The organism is Bacillus alkalicellulosilyticus (genome assembly GCF_002019795.1).
GTDB lineage: Bacteria > Bacillota > Bacilli > Bacillales > Bacillaceae_F > Bacillus_AO > Bacillus_AO alkalicellulosilyticum.
The window spans coordinates 4,146,313-4,162,984 of sequence record NZ_KV917381.1 but is presented as its reverse complement, the minus strand read 5'-3'; the positions used below and the strand labels follow the sequence as shown (position 1 = coordinate 4,162,984).

The 16,672-nt window shown below is 35.3% G+C and carries 23 protein-coding genes; 13 read left to right on the top strand and 10 right to left on the bottom strand.

What is annotated here, in order from left to right; genetic code table 11:
* Positions 1-275: 275 nt before the first annotated feature.
* The gene (locus tag BK585_RS20845; protein WP_078555945.1) at positions 276-746 is read left to right on the top strand and encodes an SRPBCC family protein; all 471 of its coding nucleotides are present in this window, start codon (positions 276-278) and stop codon (positions 744-746) included.
* Positions 747-940: 194 nt separating this feature from the next.
* Here the strand turns inward: BK585_RS20845 and BK585_RS20840 are convergent, their stop codons facing one another.
* From BK585_RS20840 to BK585_RS20830, 3 genes are all read right to left on the bottom strand, one after another.
* On the bottom strand, positions 941-1,339 hold the full coding sequence (locus BK585_RS20840) for a hypothetical protein (protein WP_078555944.1): 399 nt from the start codon (positions 1,337-1,339) through the stop codon (positions 941-943).
* Positions 1,340-1,416: 77 nt separating this feature from the next.
* Positions 1,417-1,755 (bottom strand): hypothetical protein, encoded by a 339-nt coding sequence (locus BK585_RS20835; RefSeq protein ID WP_078555942.1) that lies wholly within the window; start codon positions 1,753-1,755, stop codon positions 1,417-1,419.
* Positions 1,756-1,908: 153 nt separating this feature from the next.
* A complete protein-coding gene (locus BK585_RS20830; protein ID WP_078555940.1) occupies positions 1,909-2,436 on the bottom strand; it encodes a hypothetical protein in 528 nt (175 codons plus the stop codon).
* A 307-nt stretch (positions 2,437-2,743) separates the two neighbouring features.
* On the opposite strand from BK585_RS20830, the gene BK585_RS20825 reads away from it, so the two are divergent.
* From BK585_RS20825 to BK585_RS24200, 8 genes are all read left to right on the top strand, one after another.
* A complete protein-coding gene (locus BK585_RS20825; RefSeq protein ID WP_078555938.1) occupies positions 2,744-5,137 on the top strand; it encodes an EAL domain-containing protein in 2,394 nt (797 codons plus the stop codon).
* A 290-nt stretch (positions 5,138-5,427) separates the two neighbouring features.
* A complete protein-coding gene (locus BK585_RS24675) occupies positions 5,428-5,556 on the top strand; it encodes a hypothetical protein (protein WP_281248938.1) in 129 nt (42 codons plus the stop codon).
* A 36-nt stretch (positions 5,557-5,592) separates the two neighbouring features.
* The gene (locus BK585_RS24480) at positions 5,593-5,817 is read left to right on the top strand and encodes a hypothetical protein (protein ID WP_245805878.1); all 225 of its coding nucleotides are present in this window, start codon (positions 5,593-5,595) and stop codon (positions 5,815-5,817) included.
* 71 nt (positions 5,818-5,888) lie between these two features.
* Positions 5,889-6,401, top strand: a complete 513-nt coding sequence (locus tag BK585_RS20815; protein WP_078555936.1) for a hypothetical protein — start codon at positions 5,889-5,891, stop codon at positions 6,399-6,401.
* 67 nt (positions 6,402-6,468) lie between these two features.
* Positions 6,469-6,705 carry a hypothetical protein gene (locus tag BK585_RS20810; RefSeq protein WP_078555935.1) on the top strand — a complete coding sequence of 79 codons (237 nt, stop codon included), beginning with the start codon at positions 6,469-6,471 and terminating at the stop codon, positions 6,703-6,705.
* A gap of 114 nt (positions 6,706-6,819) precedes the next feature.
* Positions 6,820-7,068, top strand: coding sequence for a hypothetical protein (locus BK585_RS20805; protein WP_078555933.1), 249 nt, complete (start codon positions 6,820-6,822; stop codon positions 7,066-7,068).
* 49 nt (positions 7,069-7,117) lie between these two features.
* On the top strand, positions 7,118-7,612 hold the full coding sequence (locus BK585_RS20800) for an LURP-one-related/scramblase family protein (RefSeq protein WP_078555931.1): 495 nt from the start codon (positions 7,118-7,120) through the stop codon (positions 7,610-7,612).
* A 15-nt stretch (positions 7,613-7,627) separates the two neighbouring features.
* Positions 7,628-7,804: a DUF5412 family protein gene (locus BK585_RS24200; RefSeq protein WP_170885666.1), complete on the top strand. Its 177-nt coding sequence runs from the start codon at positions 7,628-7,630 to the stop codon at positions 7,802-7,804.
* Positions 7,805-7,812: 8 nt separating this feature from the next.
* Here the strand turns inward: BK585_RS24200 and BK585_RS20795 are convergent, their stop codons facing one another.
* Positions 7,813-8,019: a hypothetical protein gene (locus BK585_RS20795; protein ID WP_078555929.1), complete on the bottom strand. Its 207-nt coding sequence runs from the start codon at positions 8,017-8,019 to the stop codon at positions 7,813-7,815.
* A gap of 183 nt (positions 8,020-8,202) precedes the next feature.
* Here BK585_RS20795 and BK585_RS20790 point away from each other — a divergent pair, with 183 nt between their 5' ends.
* Positions 8,203-8,448, top strand: coding sequence for a hypothetical protein (locus BK585_RS20790; protein WP_078555927.1), 246 nt, complete (start codon positions 8,203-8,205; stop codon positions 8,446-8,448).
* Between the two features lie 70 nt (positions 8,449-8,518).
* Here BK585_RS20790 and BK585_RS20785 read toward each other — a convergent pair whose 3' ends face one another.
* A complete protein-coding gene (locus tag BK585_RS20785) occupies positions 8,519-9,034 on the bottom strand; it encodes a VanZ family protein (RefSeq protein WP_078555925.1) in 516 nt (171 codons plus the stop codon).
* A 194-nt stretch (positions 9,035-9,228) separates the two neighbouring features.
* Here BK585_RS20785 and BK585_RS20780 point away from each other — a divergent pair, with 194 nt between their 5' ends.
* The gene (locus BK585_RS20780; protein ID WP_078555923.1) at positions 9,229-9,897 is read left to right on the top strand and encodes a coiled-coil domain-containing protein; all 669 of its coding nucleotides are present in this window, start codon (positions 9,229-9,231) and stop codon (positions 9,895-9,897) included.
* A gap of 54 nt (positions 9,898-9,951) precedes the next feature.
* Here the strand turns inward: BK585_RS20780 and BK585_RS20775 are convergent, their stop codons facing one another.
* Positions 9,952-11,766 carry a PDDEXK-like family protein gene (locus BK585_RS20775; protein ID WP_078555922.1) on the bottom strand — a complete coding sequence of 605 codons (1,815 nt, stop codon included), beginning with the start codon at positions 11,764-11,766 and terminating at the stop codon, positions 9,952-9,954.
* Positions 11,767-11,772: 6 nt separating this feature from the next.
* Entirely contained in the window at positions 11,773-12,126 is a 354-nt protein-coding gene (locus BK585_RS20770; protein ID WP_245805926.1) for a Fic family protein, read from the bottom strand.
* Positions 12,127-12,553: 427 nt separating this feature from the next.
* On the opposite strand from BK585_RS20770, the gene BK585_RS20765 reads away from it, so the two are divergent.
* Positions 12,554-12,742, top strand: coding sequence for a hypothetical protein (locus BK585_RS20765; protein ID WP_078555920.1), 189 nt, complete (start codon positions 12,554-12,556; stop codon positions 12,740-12,742).
* A gap of 107 nt (positions 12,743-12,849) precedes the next feature.
* Here BK585_RS20765 and BK585_RS20760 read toward each other — a convergent pair whose 3' ends face one another.
* Entirely contained in the window at positions 12,850-13,575 is a 726-nt protein-coding gene (locus BK585_RS20760; protein WP_078555918.1) for an NAD(P)-dependent oxidoreductase, read from the bottom strand.
* A gap of 234 nt (positions 13,576-13,809) precedes the next feature.
* Here BK585_RS20760 and BK585_RS20755 point away from each other — a divergent pair, with 234 nt between their 5' ends.
* The gene (locus BK585_RS20755) at positions 13,810-14,739 is read left to right on the top strand and encodes a sensor domain-containing diguanylate cyclase (RefSeq protein ID WP_078555916.1); all 930 of its coding nucleotides are present in this window, start codon (positions 13,810-13,812) and stop codon (positions 14,737-14,739) included.
* A gap of 155 nt (positions 14,740-14,894) precedes the next feature.
* On the opposite strand, the gene BK585_RS20750 is transcribed toward BK585_RS20755, so the two are convergent.
* Positions 14,895-15,467 carry a hypothetical protein gene (locus BK585_RS20750; protein ID WP_078555914.1) on the bottom strand — a complete coding sequence of 191 codons (573 nt, stop codon included), beginning with the start codon at positions 15,465-15,467 and terminating at the stop codon, positions 14,895-14,897.
* 38 nt (positions 15,468-15,505) lie between these two features.
* Complete coding sequence (locus BK585_RS20745) at positions 15,506-16,321, bottom strand: nucleotidyltransferase domain-containing protein (protein WP_078555912.1); 816 nt, start codon at positions 16,319-16,321, stop codon at positions 15,506-15,508.
* Positions 16,322-16,672 lie beyond the last annotated feature (351 nt).

The following is a 16,672-nucleotide window of genomic DNA, read 5'->3' as shown; positions in this document are numbered from 1 at the left end:
CGATTGCTATTGTAGTATGATGCAATGGCTTCACTCGTAGCAGGCTTATAAAAAATGCAACGTATACGCACATTGCTTCGAGAGCCCTGTAAAAGTTATAAAACGAACTTTCCCAATGCCCTCGAGAAAAAACGTTGTTTATGTAATGAAGACTTATTATAAATGGTAGATTAAAGGTTATTTAAAAGATTGTGAAGGAAGGTCAACCGTTGTATGTAATAGCTAAAGAGAAGTATAGTAAATTGACATACATTTGAAAAAAGGTGGTAACATTCATGAGTACCTATGGCAGTCTCCATGAAAAAGAAGGAAGACACGTATTGGTTTTTGAACGGAAATATTCATGTAGTCCTGAAACCGTATTTCGATTTATAACCGAACCTAATTATTTCACTCAGTGGTATCCTTTTGCAACTGGAGATATGGACCTTAGTGTTGGTGGAAAGATTAAGTTCAATGATGGAGAAGGTTCAATCTATGAGGGAGTGATTACCGAATTAGATCCTCCAAAGTCCTTTTGTTTTCAGGAAGGTAATGATGTGTTAGTGATGAGCATAAATGTTGCAGTTGAAGGGTGCACCTTGACGTTTAGTCATACGTTTGATGACCGAGAAATGGCGATATATATAGCCGCAGGATGGCACAGATGCTTGGATGTTTTTGGTCAACTAATCGATGGTCGTGCAATAGAATGGGAAGACAATGCATTAGAATTACGTGAGTATTACAAAAAGAAGTTTATCTAATCATTTAGATATGCTTTATTACAGCCGCACCAAATTAACCACTGCTATCAACGTGTTTACTAATAGAAGAACATAGATTGTTATAAAATGAAAAAGCCTAATCGTCTTATACCGAGGGATTAGGCTTTCGGTTTATTCTATGGTTTTTTTTTAAGTGGGTAGCTTGGTATCCTATGGACTTACTTTTTCTAGTCTTAGTCCTTCCATATTAAATGATTTAATTCTTCAAAGCTCTTTACTCCAGACATCCACTCAAGATTACCTGCGAACTTTTCCGAGCATTTAAATTCAATTTGTTTTGTTTGTTTTCCAAGAATACATTCAATATATCCTGAGAAATTCCTTGTATTATCAGGGTTAGGTGAAGAGCTATAACCATTCAAAAGTTTATACTCGTAGTTTAAATTTGGCATTTTGTCAAAGGCACGAGTCGAATACGCTTTATTTAAATTTACATAAGTTAAAGAATCCAGTCCCCATCTAAATACTATTTCTCCATCTGGAAATGTGGCTTTAATTTTGATAAATCTACCAATATCATCTTTTGATATCCCTAAAATAACAAAATGAGGTAGTTCTCGATTACGTGTCATTGTTAATTACTCATCCCTACTATTTGCGACTTAATCTATACGCTTGTTTGTATACTGTTATCCCTTCTAAAAGTAAACTAACTCATCGGACCATAAACGCTTATGCACTTTCCTGAATAAGCATCCAGCAAAACAGTAGGTTCTTTACCATCGTATTTAAGTTTAACTTCCCACCTTTGTTTATTCATTAACTCATTATAATACCCTTTTTGTTGAAACAGGTATGTATAAACATTTTCATTATGTATTGTTTCTATATCAATATAATCAGGAAAAATACCCAAATGTTCTGGTGGGTTATTTAAACAATCTACTGCACTAATCATTGCTTCTGCCGAATTCATAATAGGCTTTTGGTATTCATAAAAGGCAATTATAAAAATTCCAATAAACAAAAACATTATTACTTTTTTCATCTAAAGCCCCCTGTTTTCATTTAGGAATCGTGAATAGGCTTTTAATTTTGTCTTTAACTCTACAAAGCCAATAATTTATAACGTACATTTCAAATTCAAAGCTCAGTACGTCTTACTTTATTGATCCTAAAGCCCTGTTAAATAGTCTTCAAATTAGATTAAGTTTTTATCTTTAAGTTTATTAAGTTTTTCTTTTGGGATACTTCGTTTTAAATCTCCATTTATAACATCAATCTCCTCCCATTCTGAAAAAACAACAAAGTCATCTGTAATAGGAAGAATTTCGTTCCAATTATATTTATTAAATTCTTGTGCAAGTTCAAAGCGTATCGTTTGGCACTCCTCCCAAATTTCCTCCCAATCATCGCTCGCAAGCATTTTTTCTAAGTTTTTCTGTTTCTCATCAAACTCTGAGTTCCTTATTATATTTTGATAGTTTGCAGGCATCTCTGCTGAGTTCCATAAGACCCCCTTATCATCAATACCATAGTTTTCAATTACTTCGTTACGATAAGATTCAATTCCTAATTGGATAAGCCCTAGGATAGGCTCATAATCTGAACCAAACAATGCTATATAACAAACCTTGTCCCTAGTATCTAATTTTATTTCCTTTACTGCATTAGGTAACTCCGTTAGCACAATATTTTTCAAATCATTCAACAACTGTTTTTTATCCATAGCATACTCCTTTTTTAATAGGATTTTCCTCTTATAAATGTTAAACTGCACTATTACCAAATTGCTGCTTTTGTAAATAAGTTCCACGAAAAAGGCGTTTATTCCTTCTTAAATAAACGCACCCGATACTTGAATATCACCCTTTTCATTGGCTGTAATGAACCCTAGTAAAATGTTCACGTATAAAAAAAGAGAAAGTACTTTTGATTGAAATTATAGTAGAATAGCCGATATATTAAGAGATAGTACTGTTTTTAGAGTATGATTTGCGGGACTTTGTGTCCATCTTATTGGAGGAAGACGTATTTTGGAAGAATTGACTGGTTCATATAATTTATGGTTGGTTGCTCTATCATTAGGTATAGCAATTTTTGCAGCGTATACTGCACTCGATTTAGCAGGTAGAGTGATTCACTCTAAAGGAATTTATAAAAGAGGTTGGCTTTTAGGTGGCTCTGTGGCAATGGGCATTGGAATTTGGTCAATGCACTTCATTGGTATGATTGCTTTTCAGTTGCCAATGGTTATGTCCTATCAAACAGGTGGCGTCATAAAGTCCATTATTTTTGCGTTTGTTGGCTCTTTTATTGCATTATATGTTGTGAGTTCAAGTACAAAACTTTCAAAACATAGATTGATAATCGGTGGAATCACCATGGGGGCGGCAATTTCTACTATGCATTACGTAGGAATGGATGCAATGGAAGGGATGTCCATCTCATATGACCCTTATTTGTTCCTTTTATCAATTGTTGTAGCTGTAATTGTTTCCATAGTTGCTTTAAAAATTGCTTTTGAATTAGCGCGTATTGCTAATTCTAAATTGCTCTATTTAATGAAGGTAACAAGCGCATTGGTGATGGGTGCTGCAATAGCAGGAATGCATTATATTGGTATGGCAGCAGCCAGTTTTTCTATGTATCCTCATGAGCATGTTCACGAATCTGGTTTAGATATGAATATTATCGCTGTATCGATTGCACTTTGTACATTATTAGTTCAGTCCTTTCTTGTGTTAGGCGTTTTTACAGAACGTCGCTTGCATTCTCAAGCTCAGAAATTGATAACAAGTGAACTAAGGTATCGGTCACTAGTAGATAATAATTTAGATATGATTTTCTCGATGGACACCAAAGGTCAATTCATATCCTTGAATAAATCCGGACTTGAGATTATAAAGGTAGATGACCTAACAAAGATTGATTTGCGTTCTTTGTTTACTAGGGATAATTGGAATCGTGTGAAAAAAGAGTTTTGTGGCGTAGTAAGGAAAGGAAAGCCAGTAAATTTCGAAACTTGTCTTGAGATTAATCAGAGTACGATTTTCATAAATGTGATGTTGGTCCCTATTTACTTAGATGACCAATTGGATAGTATATATGGAATAGCAAGGGATATTACGTCTCAGGAAGAAGCCAAAAAGAAAATATTCGGTTTAGCGTATACAGATCAGTTAACAGGGCTTCCCAACCGCCGTTACTTAATTGACGAAATTAATAGGGGGCTAAAGACAAACAAAAAAGTGGCTGTGTATTTTCTGGACTTAAATCGATTTAAAGTGATTAATGATGCTCTTGGCCATAGTGTTGGCGACGAATTATTACAAGTTGTTGCGACTAGGCTAGGTGAATGCTTGAATGGGGAAGGGATACTTGGACGTTTAGGTGGAGATGAATTTACAATTTTATTACCAAGTCTGCAAAACCTCGACCAGCCAACGAAACTAGCACAAAAGATAATTAGCGAATTCTCAAAACCAATAGACTTAAAGGGTCGTCAAGTACACACCTCAGTAAGTATTGGGATCGCGGTATCTCCAAACGATGGTGATACCGCAGATGTGTTAATGAAGCGTGCGGATATAGCAATGTATGCATCAAAAAAAAGAGGAGAAAGCACCTATTCTTATTATTCAGCAACCCTTTCTGAGAAAACGGAATCGCTTTTACTTTTGGAAGAAGAGTTACTACAAGGGATAGACAGAGATGAGTTTTTCTTAGTCTTTCAACCCCAAATCAATGCGAGTCAGGAAGGTGTCCTTGGAGTAGAGGCATTGGTACGTTGGCTTAAACCAGATGGAAGTATTAAGGGTCCAGGTGAATTTATTCCATTGGCTGAAGAATCGGGTCTAATTCTACCTTTAGGAAATAAAATATTACACCTAGCCTTTGAACAAGCTCAAAATTGGTTATTAAAAGGAACACCGATTAGGGTTTCCATTAATCTCTCTCCAAAACAGTTTCAAAATGAGTTCCTAGTCGAGGAAATTGAACGGTTAATTACTCAATACCAACTACCACCTGAATTAATAGAACTTGAAGTTACAGAGAGTATGACGATGGAAAATAGGGAGAGATCGATTGCTGTATTACAGAATTTAAACAATTTAGGTGTTCAATTAGCCATTGATGACTTTGGGACGGGACATAGCTCCTTACAATACTTAAAGGATTTCCCGATTCATCGATTGAAAATTGACCGGTCCTTTATTTCAGAAATTGCGGAAAACCCTAAGTCAAAACAAATTACGAGTGCGATCATCTTGTTGGGTAAAGCATTAAATCTGGAAGTGACTGCTGAAGGTGTTGAGACGATTGAACAATTAAAAGAATTGTCGGAACACCCCTCAATCTCAATACAAGGATATTACTTTAGTAGACCGGTCAGTCACTCAGAAATTGAAAAAAACTATCTAAGCTGATTCGGGTGGTGCCTGGCACCACCCGACTGAAAACTTTGTTTGGCTATATGCCACTCAAGGTTTTTTACTATGTTTTTTTAAATCTTCCCTTTTCATGGAAGATTATGTATGATGAGCTTAACAATCATACAACTACGGTTAGTTTGTATATTATCGATGAAAAGTATTCTTTTGAAATAACCGAGTAGTACCTTACAAAAGAGGAAGTGATTCTGTTGAGGTTAAAAATAATTATTGCCGCAATTATATTATTTCTTTCAATAATAACAGGGTGTACTAGAAGTGAAAATTTGAAAACTGACGTAAATGATGTTAAAAGCGAGAGTATGGCCGTTCGAGAACAGTCTAGTGATAACATAGAAATTGCTAAAAACTACCTTGAAGAAAAAGGATATGAGGTTATTTCTTTAGTCAGTTAGTCAAGTCATGAGTTAACGCAAAGCTGGCTTGAAAGTATGCCAGGTGAACAAGAGTGGCACGTTCAACCTGTTGAACCTGAAGAGTATATCGGAAAACGATTAGATAGAGTAAGATTTGTTGTAGGTAGTCATCCTTTAAACAGTAGATTAGAAGGAGAAATAAACGTGACTGTATTCTTATATGAAGAGGAAGTCATTGGGGGAATCTCATTTGCTCCAGATTACGATGGTGCACCGTATTATTTAGACAGTAGTTATTAAGTCGTATCATTGGAATAACGGGAACGATAGCAGTTGTCTAAAGAGAGAACTAAAAAAAAGGGGAAAAAGTAGTGGGGGAAATGAAAAAGGTAGTAGTGGTATTTGCTTTGATAGTTACAGTGCTGACAGTAATAAATATAATCTATAAAGATGATTTGAAGAATACTTCGAATATTGTTGATGAACGTAGATTGATATCATCAGACCCAAGAGTTGAAGAACATCAAAAGTATAAGGAAGGTACAAAGGAACGTGAAGCCGTATATACGTTAGAAAAATACTTTAATATATTGATGGAAGAGTATGTATTTGAGGAATCACTAGAGTTTATTGATCAAGAAACGCTGAGTGGAAATATGTATAATGAACTTAAAAGTGAGGCAACTCTTCAAAGGCCTTTGTTAAAATATGATATTATTGCACCTTCATGTTGGGATTATGATGGTTCTGAAGAGTGTCTTGTTGAGGTGTATATGCAGTTTGATACATTTCTTGGTGGAATACAAAAATACCAACTGGTAAAAAGAGATAATAACTGGTTCATAAAATTTCGTGACATTGATGATGAAAATTATGATTTTTAGATGTTTACATAAGTTTTGCTAGGAACTGTAAATGTTAGTTGTAAACAAATGTAAAAGGAGATTATTAATGACTGCTAGTATTTTGTTGTTGTTTATTATATTGCCAGCGTCTGTCTTATTTGAGTTTTTTATAGCAAGAAAAGGAAAGGTTTTATTTGCAATTATTTTTCCATCTATATGGACTGTATTACTCATAATGCTTGATTTTTCCGAAGACTTTATAATTCCCATAACTGTAACTGTGTTTTTACTTTGGTTATTATTTTTATGGAGTATACTAAAAAAGAGTAGAAACAAAAACTAATTAGAGAAAAACCCCTTTTCTTCAAGAAAGGGGTTTTTCAATAGGTTCGTAGAATATTTAAATGTAAAGAGTTTAAGAGGATTTATATACATAAAACTAGTAAGGGGATATGAAATGCCATCTAAATCGGATTTTAAAAATGAAATTGAAAATCTTATAAGGGAAGCCTCAAAGGGTGGAAAAGCTTTTATCGATATTACGTCTAAATACGTTCATGAGAAATTAGGCGGCTATCCATCCCAAAAACATAATATGCCAAGTTGTTGTGACGCAATGTATGAATTGAAAAAAGAAAAAGATGAAATACTACATGCTCCCAAAAAAGGGAAGGGAGCAACGCTAAAAATAAGATATTTTCTTTAATCGAACTAATGGTATTCATTCAATTATCTAACAAAAAGGGTGGTAGCGTATGAAAGAACTATATATAAAACAGAAGGTATTCAGCTTAAGTGGCAAATTTACGGTAAAGGACCAAGAGCAAAACGATGTTTATTACGTGGAAGGAAGCTTTATGAAACTTCCTAAGACCTTCTCTATTATGAATTCTGATAGAAAAGAAGTTGCGCTTATCACGAAAAAGATGCTCAGCTTTTTGCCGAAGTTTTTTGTTGAAGTAAATGGTCGAGAAATGGTGATGATTAAGAAGGAGTTTTCATTCTTCAAAGCGCGTTATACGATTGATGCAGCAGGTATCGAAGTGCGTGGCAATTGGTGGGACATGAATTTTCAATTATTTCAGCATGGTGAAGTTGTCGGTAAAGTAAGCAAGCAATGGTTCACATGGGGAGATAGTTACAAGGTTGAAATCCTAAATGAAGAGATGGAAACTATCATTATTGCTCTAGTTATTGCAATTGATTGTGTGAAGGCGGACGAAGCGACAGCTGCTAACTCAGCAACATAAATGCTAGGAGGCTGAGTGTCTACTCAGCAAGAGGGAGAAAAAATGACTGAAATGAAAACTGAGAAAAGAAGTATGTATAAGAGACTATTAAAACGGTTATTTGTTGGTTTATTGTTCATTGTTGCATTAGGAGGCTATGGAGTCTATTGGGCATTTTTTGATATGAATCTATTGCCAAAAGTAAAGGTCTGAAAAGGTCTTTATGAACAATTCACCAAATGTAAGATTATGATTTCTTCCCAGTAACTCACTAGCTTCTTTTTCATCTTGAAGTCGACGATTAAAAACATCAATAATCCCAATGTGTTCGAAATATTTTTCCGGATCCTCAAGAAGGTGAATAATAAATCTTTTAACTTTGCATGTAACATATTGATTTCATCAGTTGTCGCCAGTGTTAACTCCATTGTTATACCCCATTGCTCATTGTAAAAACTATTATAGCTTTTATGTATATTCTTTCACATATTTTTGTAAAAATGAAGAGTTTTCTTGAGTAAACATACTGCAACCCAGCTTGAGCATGGTCGATTAGAGAAAGTGTTTTATCGGAAAAAATGCTAAGACCGAGCTACAACAGAGTAACAGGGATGAATGAAGGTTCCGCACAAGCTTTTATAACGATCTTTTTGGCTATGATGAATGGAGAAGAGTATAAAAGAACATTCAATAATGGGACTAATAAATTTTTGCTGAAAAGTATTAGAAAAGATTACGGTAAGGACGCTTTTAATAGAGCTTTAAATGCGGTAAAAAAACACATTGACTACTATTCAACCTTAGGCAAAGGAAACCTAACAGGACTACAAAAAATTGTAAATGATATGACTTTTTAATTTAGAAGTCTACATCCCCGCTTCGTGCCGTTGTTAATGAAGAGGGGATTTTTTTTCAGTCGAGAAAGGCTTATGCAATATCCTTTTCAGCATCCTCCTTCCTCCTTAAAATCCATATTAGCTTTTGTCCCAAGATAAATAATAGCATTCCGATTGTGACTAGAAGAATAAAGGTCAAAGTTCCTACTAGGTTAATAACAACATCAAGAAGCCGTCCACTCCTGTTCACAAGGTAATATTGATGCATTTCATCCAAAGCACCAACAATACTAGCCGAGATAAAAGCTAGCCATCCTCTTTTCCACAAAGTCTCTCCCGGTAACAATACATAAATAAGTAAAGCTAAAAAACCAAAAACGAAAAAGTGAGCAAGCTTCCGTGCTGGTAAGTAGGGAGGTTCTGCCTCGATAGAATAAGTTTGATAAAAAGAACTGCCCGGGTCTAACAAAAACAATAGATTAGGATCTTCCTTGTAAATGGAATCAATGGATTGGGAACTATCTTTAAGTTTAAAAACTTCATAGGAAAGATTAATGCTCATCATCAAAAGTGTGAAGAAAATGGTCATTGCTACTGCGTACCTCATAAGCCCTCCTTGTTTACCAATCAGTATGGACAAAAAAGGTTGATTTAATGCCGCTTCTATTGCAGTTCATTGTATTTTGCGATTACTGGAAGAGTATTTATATGGAATAAGATACCATTGAATCCACCAAACTAGTTCTATAGTATTAGTTTTATATGAAAAATATACTAGTATACATAAGTGGAGGGGGCATCGTGGAAGAGAGAAAGAACTTAGCAAAAAATAAATGGGTATGGGTCAGTGTTGGAGCGTTTATATTGCTTGTTATTGCTTACAGTACAGGCGCAAACGGAGCAACTACAATGATAGAAGAAGAGAAAGTGAATTATGAAGAACTTCTTGAAAAGATTGCGGAACAAGAGGGTAAATTAACAGAGGTTGAAGAGTTAGTTGCTGAAAAAGAGGAAGTTGTTGCTGAAAAGGAAGATTTGATTGAAAGCAAAGAAGAAGAATATCAAAAAGTACTGAAAGTTATTGAAGGTAGAGATTCGATTAAAAGTGAAATCAAAGATTTAGAGAGTGAACTGAAATTAAAAGAAAGGGAACTGGACAGCATAAAGTCAAATATTGAACGAAAAGACAAAGAACTATCAGCGATTTCAGGTGAACTTAAAAAGAAACAAGACGAACCGAAAAGACTAAGTAGCGGTACATTCATAGTAGGCCATGACATCCCAGCAAGTCGTTACATTGCAACTCCTAACGGTGGCAGTGGAAACTTTGTTGTGTACAGTGCTACAGGTTCTTTAAAAGTAAATGTCATTCTTGGTGGAAGCATCGGTGTTCCTGAACATGTCTTTTTTGCTGAAGAGGGAGACACGATTGAATTAAATAACCCAACCCGTTTTACACCCGTTGAATAGGATAGGGAAGAATGAAAGGGCCTAATACTCCATGTATTGGGCCCTTTTAATATGTTATTCAAGCTTACTTATAACATCATCGTACACTTCTTTCAATTTTCTTAAAATGTCTTGTAGTTCATCGTTTTTGAATAACCGGTGAAATGCTTCGACTAGCTCTGGTTCTGATAAGCCTTGTATGGATACCGTTTCAGAGTGAATGCGGTTATATTTAGCTTCCAATGATAGTGCTCTTTTGATAAAATTGATTCCTTTTTCTTGAAGTAATTCCATAAGCCTTACCCGTTTATCGGCTTCGATTGGTCCAACCTCTAGTACAAAGTAAAGGGAGTCAGGCTGAATTTTTATCCAACATAAAAAAGGACCATTATCCCACCACCATTTTTCACGAGTTTCTCCGAGTTTTTCTTTGAATTCATCGAAAAATGGTAACTTGTAAGATAGATTGCTTGAAGAAACGCGGTAATGTGTTTCTGAAATGCTCATTGATTCAGTCCATTTTATAAAGGCTTGTTGGACTGTTCTTTTTCTTTCTTTATCCGTTGTTTGTTGTTGTGGAATTTCTTTTACTAGTTCTTGTACCGGTTCACTTACAGGGTTTTCATGATTTAAGATGGCTGTTACTTGTTTGCGTACTCGCGTAAATTCCTCGCTAAAGTATAAATCAGCCATGGCTTGGGCCAATTCATCCAAGTCATCCCATTTGTTTACGTCGATTTTTTGTGAGTAAAATCGGGTATAACGTGACTTTTCCAGTTTCGAGCTTTCTTTGATCGAAAAACCAAACTTCTCTAATTGCTCAAGAAACCAAAGTCGTCCAGTATACTCCATTGGTCCTACTTCAACGATGAGGCGCAAACGGCTATCATTCGTTTGGTCAAACCAAATAACTAGCCCTTTTCCTAGCCAATATCCAGGTTCTCGAACAGGGATTTTTTCAATGGGCTGCCACTCCAGTGGGAGAAGATAAGGAGTAGTAGGGTGTGCCTGACAAAGTATCGATTCGTCAAAATGTTGTTTTATGAACTGTTCGAAGCTATAAGCTAAAATATTTTGGCCGTGTTTGAAAATGTACTGAATCGTATTTTTATACTTCATCATGAACTCAAATTGATACCCTGGTTCAAACTGTAGCTGTTTATGAAGAAGCGATGTTTCTTCAAATAGAGTATCGATTGTCGGTTTATGATTGCGATATACATCGATTGCTTGGATCCTTTGGTTTTGAATCGGATAAAACCGTTCTTTTAAGATTTGATTGTAATCTTCAATGAACTTACACACATTGTCGCCAATCTGGTCCTTATAAAGCATGAGTGTCGTATCTAAAATCGACTCAATCCGTTCATACGTCAGCATGAAATAGTGTGAATTGGAAGGCTTCTCACCATCGAGAGTTAAGTAAATAGGAATAATCGTAAAATCAGTAAACGTATCGTGAATATAGCTCAAATAGTCATCTAATTGATTTTTTGATTCGGTTGTATAGAACTTATTTTCAATCAAGATAATCGTTTTTAATTGTTGATTCACAATAACCAAATCGATATATCGATTTTTATCCGTCTTCACTTCTCGGTAGACATAGCTGTCCATGAGAGAGTGATTCAGGATTTCACTGACTGTGTCATATAGCGGGTTTTGGCTGTTTTCTTCGATTAGGATAAGGTGTTCCACGAGCTTCCGTAAAAAATAGTCGCGTAAACTATGATTTTCTTTCGGGTTAAGCAACCAAGCCAATATATTAGAATGGCGAATTTCATGATTTTCTAGCTTTAAAATCTTTAACGTGTTGAATGAGTTTACCTGCTGATTCAGTTTTTGAAAAGTAGCGTCATTCTCAAGCTCAAATAAATCTCTAATGTTCATCGTTGTTCACTCCGTTTTGATGTGATTCGAGTCGATTCGGGTGGTGCCAGGCACCACCCGAATGACTCTCTCAAAAATATTGTTAAGGCCAGCAATCGAGCCAATAGCTGATTGTTTAGAGGCTTGTATCATTTCTTCTTCAGTTATGAATTCCCAGTGGAGGGTATACCCATTTGCTAGGGCAAGGCATCGGAAGAATTCTCGTTGAGCTCGTCCATTGCCCTCGCGGAATGGATGTACGGCGTTGACTTCTGCAAATAGAGCAGCCGCTTTTTGGGCGAATTCCTGTTTCTTAAGCCCTTTTAAGTAATTTTGTTTTTTTAAACTTTTTGAAACGGCATCTTGAAAATAAGAATCTATATATGGAACAGCACAAAATTGAATCCCTTTACCGATGTATTTTCATAACAGTATGGATCTTGATTGTGGCTGCTATTTCTCATGTTTGACGAGCTCCACGACCTTCTTTTCAAATTCCTCATCTGAAAGATCACCTGTTATTTTTTTATGTGTATATCTTCTTCCTCTTTCTTGAGGTGTAAACCCTCAATGGCAAGTGTTCCTTTCACTGATGTAAGTTTATCCTTTATATGTTGTATATCCTTTTCAGCCAAGTTCGTCGTCCTCCCTGTCACATGAAATGGTGTTCTCTTTCTTCTTTAATTATAACATTGAATGGAGCGGATTCGGGTGGTGCCAGGCACCACCCGAATCCGCTCGAGTTACCAACTCAGTGAACGGTGTGGTAAAATTGGTTCATATGGTTTGGAAGGGATGAGTGCTTAATATGTTAAAGGGAAAGTTTGAGTATATATTTCATATTACGATGGTTGTTATAGGGTTAGTTATTATTGTTTCATCCTTAATTGGTATAAATGAAAGTGCTAGTGCAACATTTTATATGATTATTGGTGCACTGATTTTCATAAGTAGTCTGTTTCGTCTGTACTTAATTTATAACCGGGAGAAAAACTAGCTCGAGAGTATTATAATAAGGAAAGAGCAGGAATCATCTTTTATATCGAGATGATTCCTGCTCCTTTTTGAATGTCGGAACTAACTGCAAATGTAAGATATTTGTGTCTATGTCAATGATGATGTGTTATAAAGCACTGGCGTTTTATACCGCCATTCATTCCATCTTTCATCAATCGTTACTAGTTCAGTCATAAACTGACTTACATTGATTCTGCTAGTTTTGCCTGCATTAAACAGGGGACTTCTAATAGGAGATGGAAACACTTCATATGGACTCTCTTCTTCATGATTAACTAAGGTATCCGGCCGTACGATTACCCATTCCATATGTTCGGTCTTTTCACCAATTTCAGTAATCAAATAATTAGCAGCTTTGATGTTATCTTGATGAGGAGGTAGGAACCGTAACAGAAGATGTACGAATTTTTCACCCGTAGAGTTTTTTTCTCCTTCGGTAGTATTCGTATAACCAGTTGTACCCATAAGTATAAGCTTAACTTTTGGGTTAGCCTTGTTATGAATGGTCTCACTTATTCTTTTTACGGCGTCCAGCACTAGATTACGAGGCTTTCCAAACATTCCTTTAAGAGTGACATTGTGACCAAGACAAGAGATGATGACATTACATCCACTTACAAGGTTGGTCATTTCAAAATCAGACAACTCATTTACATTGCCCACCACTATTTCTACAAATGAATTTCCTTGTAGCTCATCAGGAAGAACTGCACTTTCTCTAATCAGTACTCGACAGTTGATTTGTCTTTTCACTAATTGTCTGACAACTAGTTTACCGGTGGCGCCACTTGCTCCAAGGACTAGAACCTTCATATGCTCACTCCGTTTTCAATAATTTTTTTCCTAGAAAAAGTTATTAGACCTAAAAAGAACTTTTCCTCGTTTTTATTATCACAGAACCTTCTAAGGGACAGAAGTATCTCAAGACCTAAAGATTCCTAAGATAGTAAGGCGTATACATAAATATTCAGCTGAACGAATTGGTGTAATATAGTATACTATATTTATAATATATTTTAATATAAAAGTAATTAAGTGAGGGGTATTATGTCATATCAAGCGGCAGCTGATTTACTACAACTAGCAAACCAGCTTTTTAAAGATAAAATACTTTTTTTAGGTAGAACAACGGAGGCAACATTTACCGTTATTAAGACGACGAATGATGACGTAAACATTCCAATTTTTGATAACAAAACAATTCCTTTAAAAGAAACATATTGTCATCAAATATACTTTGGAAACGCTGAGTCGATAATAATTAATGATGCGACATTACATCCGGTAACAGAGAATCTAGCAATTACGAAAAAGTTACATATTCGTTCTTATATAGATGTACCTATTCACTATAAAAATGGTGAGGTTTTTGGGACGATTTGTGCGATTGACTCGAAACCTTCTACCTTTACAGAAAATGATATTGAAATATTAGAGAGGTTCTCGAAGCTATTTTCGTATGTTATTGAGTTAGAGAAAAAGGTGAAGTATGATGTGTTAACTGAACTTTATAATCGTAGATTCCTTTATGATAATTTTGATTTTATTACAACTGAAGGTACATTGATGCTTCTAGATATGGATGGGTTTAAAAGTGTAAATGATACTTTCGGCCATGATGTAGGTGACCTAGTGTTAAAAGAGGTAGCAAACATACTTAGAAAGCTAGAGATACCATTTCCAATACGATTAGGTGGGGACGAATTTGTTCTGCTTTTTCCGAATGTGATAGATACTGAGAACGTGGAAAGAATGGCAACTACGGTGCTGAAGTACTTGTCAAATTGGAGCAATTTTGAATATCCTGTAAAAGTTTCAGCAAGCCTCGGAATTTCCCGCTTTTTTGAAGAAAGCAACGACTTGAGTACAATCTTAAAAAAAGCAGATGCTGCGATGTATCTTGCAAAGGTAAAAGGAAAAAATCGATATGAATTTTACAAGCAATGTTCTTTGGATAAGGAGACTTCAAAACAATAGAATATTTTTTAAAAGTTTAAGTGAGGGGAGAACAAAAGGTTGTTTATGGCCTTTGGTTCCACCCTCTTTTCCTGTTCATTATCAAATGGTTGAATAAAGCAGATGAGAAAAATCATCAACAAGGATTATTGAATCATTAGTCAATCTCAAAACTATTAATTTACGTGAGTAGGCTTTCTGACATATTGGCTAAACACAGAGATTTTGTTAGTGATTTTTTCATATTCATCAATATATCTACTGAAATTTTTTTCATTGAACGATTCAACTCTTACATCGTTCTCAGTAATGATTGACAAACTGTCTTCCCCTTCTAAAAGAATGGTAGCAATGGCTTGAATGCTTTTCTCATCGTTAATATCGCCTGAAGAAATATCTTGAAGAGTTTTTGAGATTTTTGGAAGGTTTAGCGTTCTAGAATAGATTATTTCAAAATTACTGTTATGAAATAAATACATTTCTAGTCTATGAAGTGTTCGCGCTGCCTTGTCTACCGATTCCTGAAATAGGAGTTGTTCCCGTTCTGTAAAATCGTCGTTGTACATAGATAGATTCTCGCTTACTAGAAATAAATCATTATGAAAATTCCATAGTGTATTAAGAAAAGCATCCGACTCTTTTGACTGATAGGTGGAAATAACTTGATGAGCATTTTCAAGTTGTTTCCATAAGAAGACACTTACCAACAGTAATGCCACAATCACAAAATAAAGTAGTTTTTTCTTCATCATACCCTCCAATCGGGTGGTGCCAGGCACCACCCGAATCACAGTAGTTTAGCGAGTTCTTGCGGCCATACTTCTTTTAATGTGTTCCTAAATAATTGGTCAAGTTCCATCGTTGGGTCAGGTATATCAATGTTCAACTGCTTTGCATAGGTTTCTAAATGATCAATTTCTTTATTTAGAAACTCGTTTATAACATCCACCCTTGTTTCTAGATTTAGCTCTTCACCGGCTATCTTTCGTTTTAATAATATAGATACAGCTTCGTTTACTTCTCCAGAGGGCAGTATATCTTGAAGTAATTCTTGGAATTCTATTGGTGGGATTTCATTATATTTTTCAATCCACTTTGCAGCTAAGATTGGACGAAGTACATAAAAGTATTTTTTTATTTTCACTTGGCTTCCTTGTAGATATTCGCGAAAATTACCCTTTGCCATATTTAAATAATGGTATAAACAAGATGTTGGGGAAAATATCTTTTTGTCTAGTTCTCTCATTTGATCATATGTTGAATAGGAGTGGTAATAAACAATAGTTGATGTAAGCCATTCTAAAAGCGCGGGGTTTGATTTTCTAAATAGTTTAAGAGCCTTAGTTAATTCCCACCCGCTTAGGTCTAACAAGGGGTCAATTGGAATTGAGATAGATTCCCTAGCAGGGATTTCGATAACATCTCTTTTTTGGTCAATTGACAAATACCAGTTTGGTTGATGGATATAAATAAACCGGACATCATAATCACTGTCTTTCGAAGGGAACCCCCATGCTCTACTTCCAGATTCACAAGCAAATAATATCTTGATGTTATAATCTTCTTCAATTTGTTTTATTACATTTATAATGTGCTCTCTCATTTATGTGTAACCTCCATCTGCGAAACTAGTTTTTAATCATTATACACTGAAATTCGGGTGGTGCCTGGCACCACCCGAAAAATCTTTAGCTCATCACCGAACATTTGGTGGTGGGCTTTTTGATGTGAGCAAGTCTAAAAATTATTTCCGAGCAGTACAAACTCATTCCATATTTTTAAGGTATTTTTAGTTTTCCGTGTAATAAAATGAATACTATTCAACCTGCATTAACCTTCAACTCAACAACCTAGCCATTCACCGTTACACAACAACTACTCCTACAAAGCAGCAAACTCAATCAAACCGATACACTTCACATGTAAAGAACAATAATAAGTGAAAATTTTGCAC

What these genes read in the sequence shown, in the direction of transcription:
- BK585_RS20775 (WP_078555922.1), bottom strand. Translation starts at nt 11,766, where the DNA reads ATGAACATTAGAGATTTATTTGAGCTTGAGAATGACGCTACTTTTCAA.
- BK585_RS20785 (WP_078555925.1), bottom strand. Translation starts at nt 9,034, where the DNA reads ATGAGGTACGCAGTAGCAATGACCATTTTCTTCACACTTTTGATGATG.
- BK585_RS20830 (WP_078555940.1), bottom strand. Translation starts at nt 2,436, where the DNA reads ATGGATAAAAAACAGTTGTTGAATGATTTGAAAAATATTGTGCTAACG.
- BK585_RS20745 (WP_078555912.1), bottom strand. Translation starts at nt 16,321, where the DNA reads ATGAGAGAGCACATTATAAATGTAATAAAACAAATTGAAGAAGATTAT.
- BK585_RS20805 (WP_078555933.1), top strand. Translation starts at nt 6,820, where the DNA reads ATGCCATCTAAATCGGATTTTAAAAATGAAATTGAAAATCTTATAAGG.
- BK585_RS20755 (WP_078555916.1), top strand. Translation starts at nt 13,810, where the DNA reads ATGTCATATCAAGCGGCAGCTGATTTACTACAACTAGCAAACCAGCTT.
- BK585_RS20765 (WP_078555920.1), top strand. Translation starts at nt 12,554, where the DNA reads ATGTTAAAGGGAAAGTTTGAGTATATATTTCATATTACGATGGTTGTT.
- BK585_RS20810 (WP_078555935.1), top strand. Translation starts at nt 6,469, where the DNA reads ATGACTGCTAGTATTTTGTTGTTGTTTATTATATTGCCAGCGTCTGTC.
- BK585_RS24480 (WP_245805878.1), top strand. Translation starts at nt 5,593, where the DNA reads ATGCCAGGTGAACAAGAGTGGCACGTTCAACCTGTTGAACCTGAAGAG.
- BK585_RS20845 (WP_078555945.1), top strand. Translation starts at nt 276, where the DNA reads ATGAGTACCTATGGCAGTCTCCATGAAAAAGAAGGAAGACACGTATTG.
- BK585_RS20790 (WP_078555927.1), top strand. Translation starts at nt 8,203, where the DNA reads ATGAATGAAGGTTCCGCACAAGCTTTTATAACGATCTTTTTGGCTATG.
- BK585_RS20795 (WP_078555929.1), bottom strand. Translation starts at nt 8,019, where the DNA reads ATGGAGTTAACACTGGCGACAACTGATGAAATCAATATGTTACATGCA.
- BK585_RS20750 (WP_078555914.1), bottom strand. Translation starts at nt 15,467, where the DNA reads ATGAAGAAAAAACTACTTTATTTTGTGATTGTGGCATTACTGTTGGTA.
- BK585_RS20840 (WP_078555944.1), bottom strand. Translation starts at nt 1,339, where the DNA reads ATGACACGTAATCGAGAACTACCTCATTTTGTTATTTTAGGGATATCA.
- BK585_RS20835 (WP_078555942.1), bottom strand. Translation starts at nt 1,755, where the DNA reads ATGAAAAAAGTAATAATGTTTTTGTTTATTGGAATTTTTATAATTGCC.
- BK585_RS20800 (WP_078555931.1), top strand. Translation starts at nt 7,118, where the DNA reads ATGAAAGAACTATATATAAAACAGAAGGTATTCAGCTTAAGTGGCAAA.
- BK585_RS20760 (WP_078555918.1), bottom strand. Translation starts at nt 13,575, where the DNA reads ATGAAGGTTCTAGTCCTTGGAGCAAGTGGCGCCACCGGTAAACTAGTT.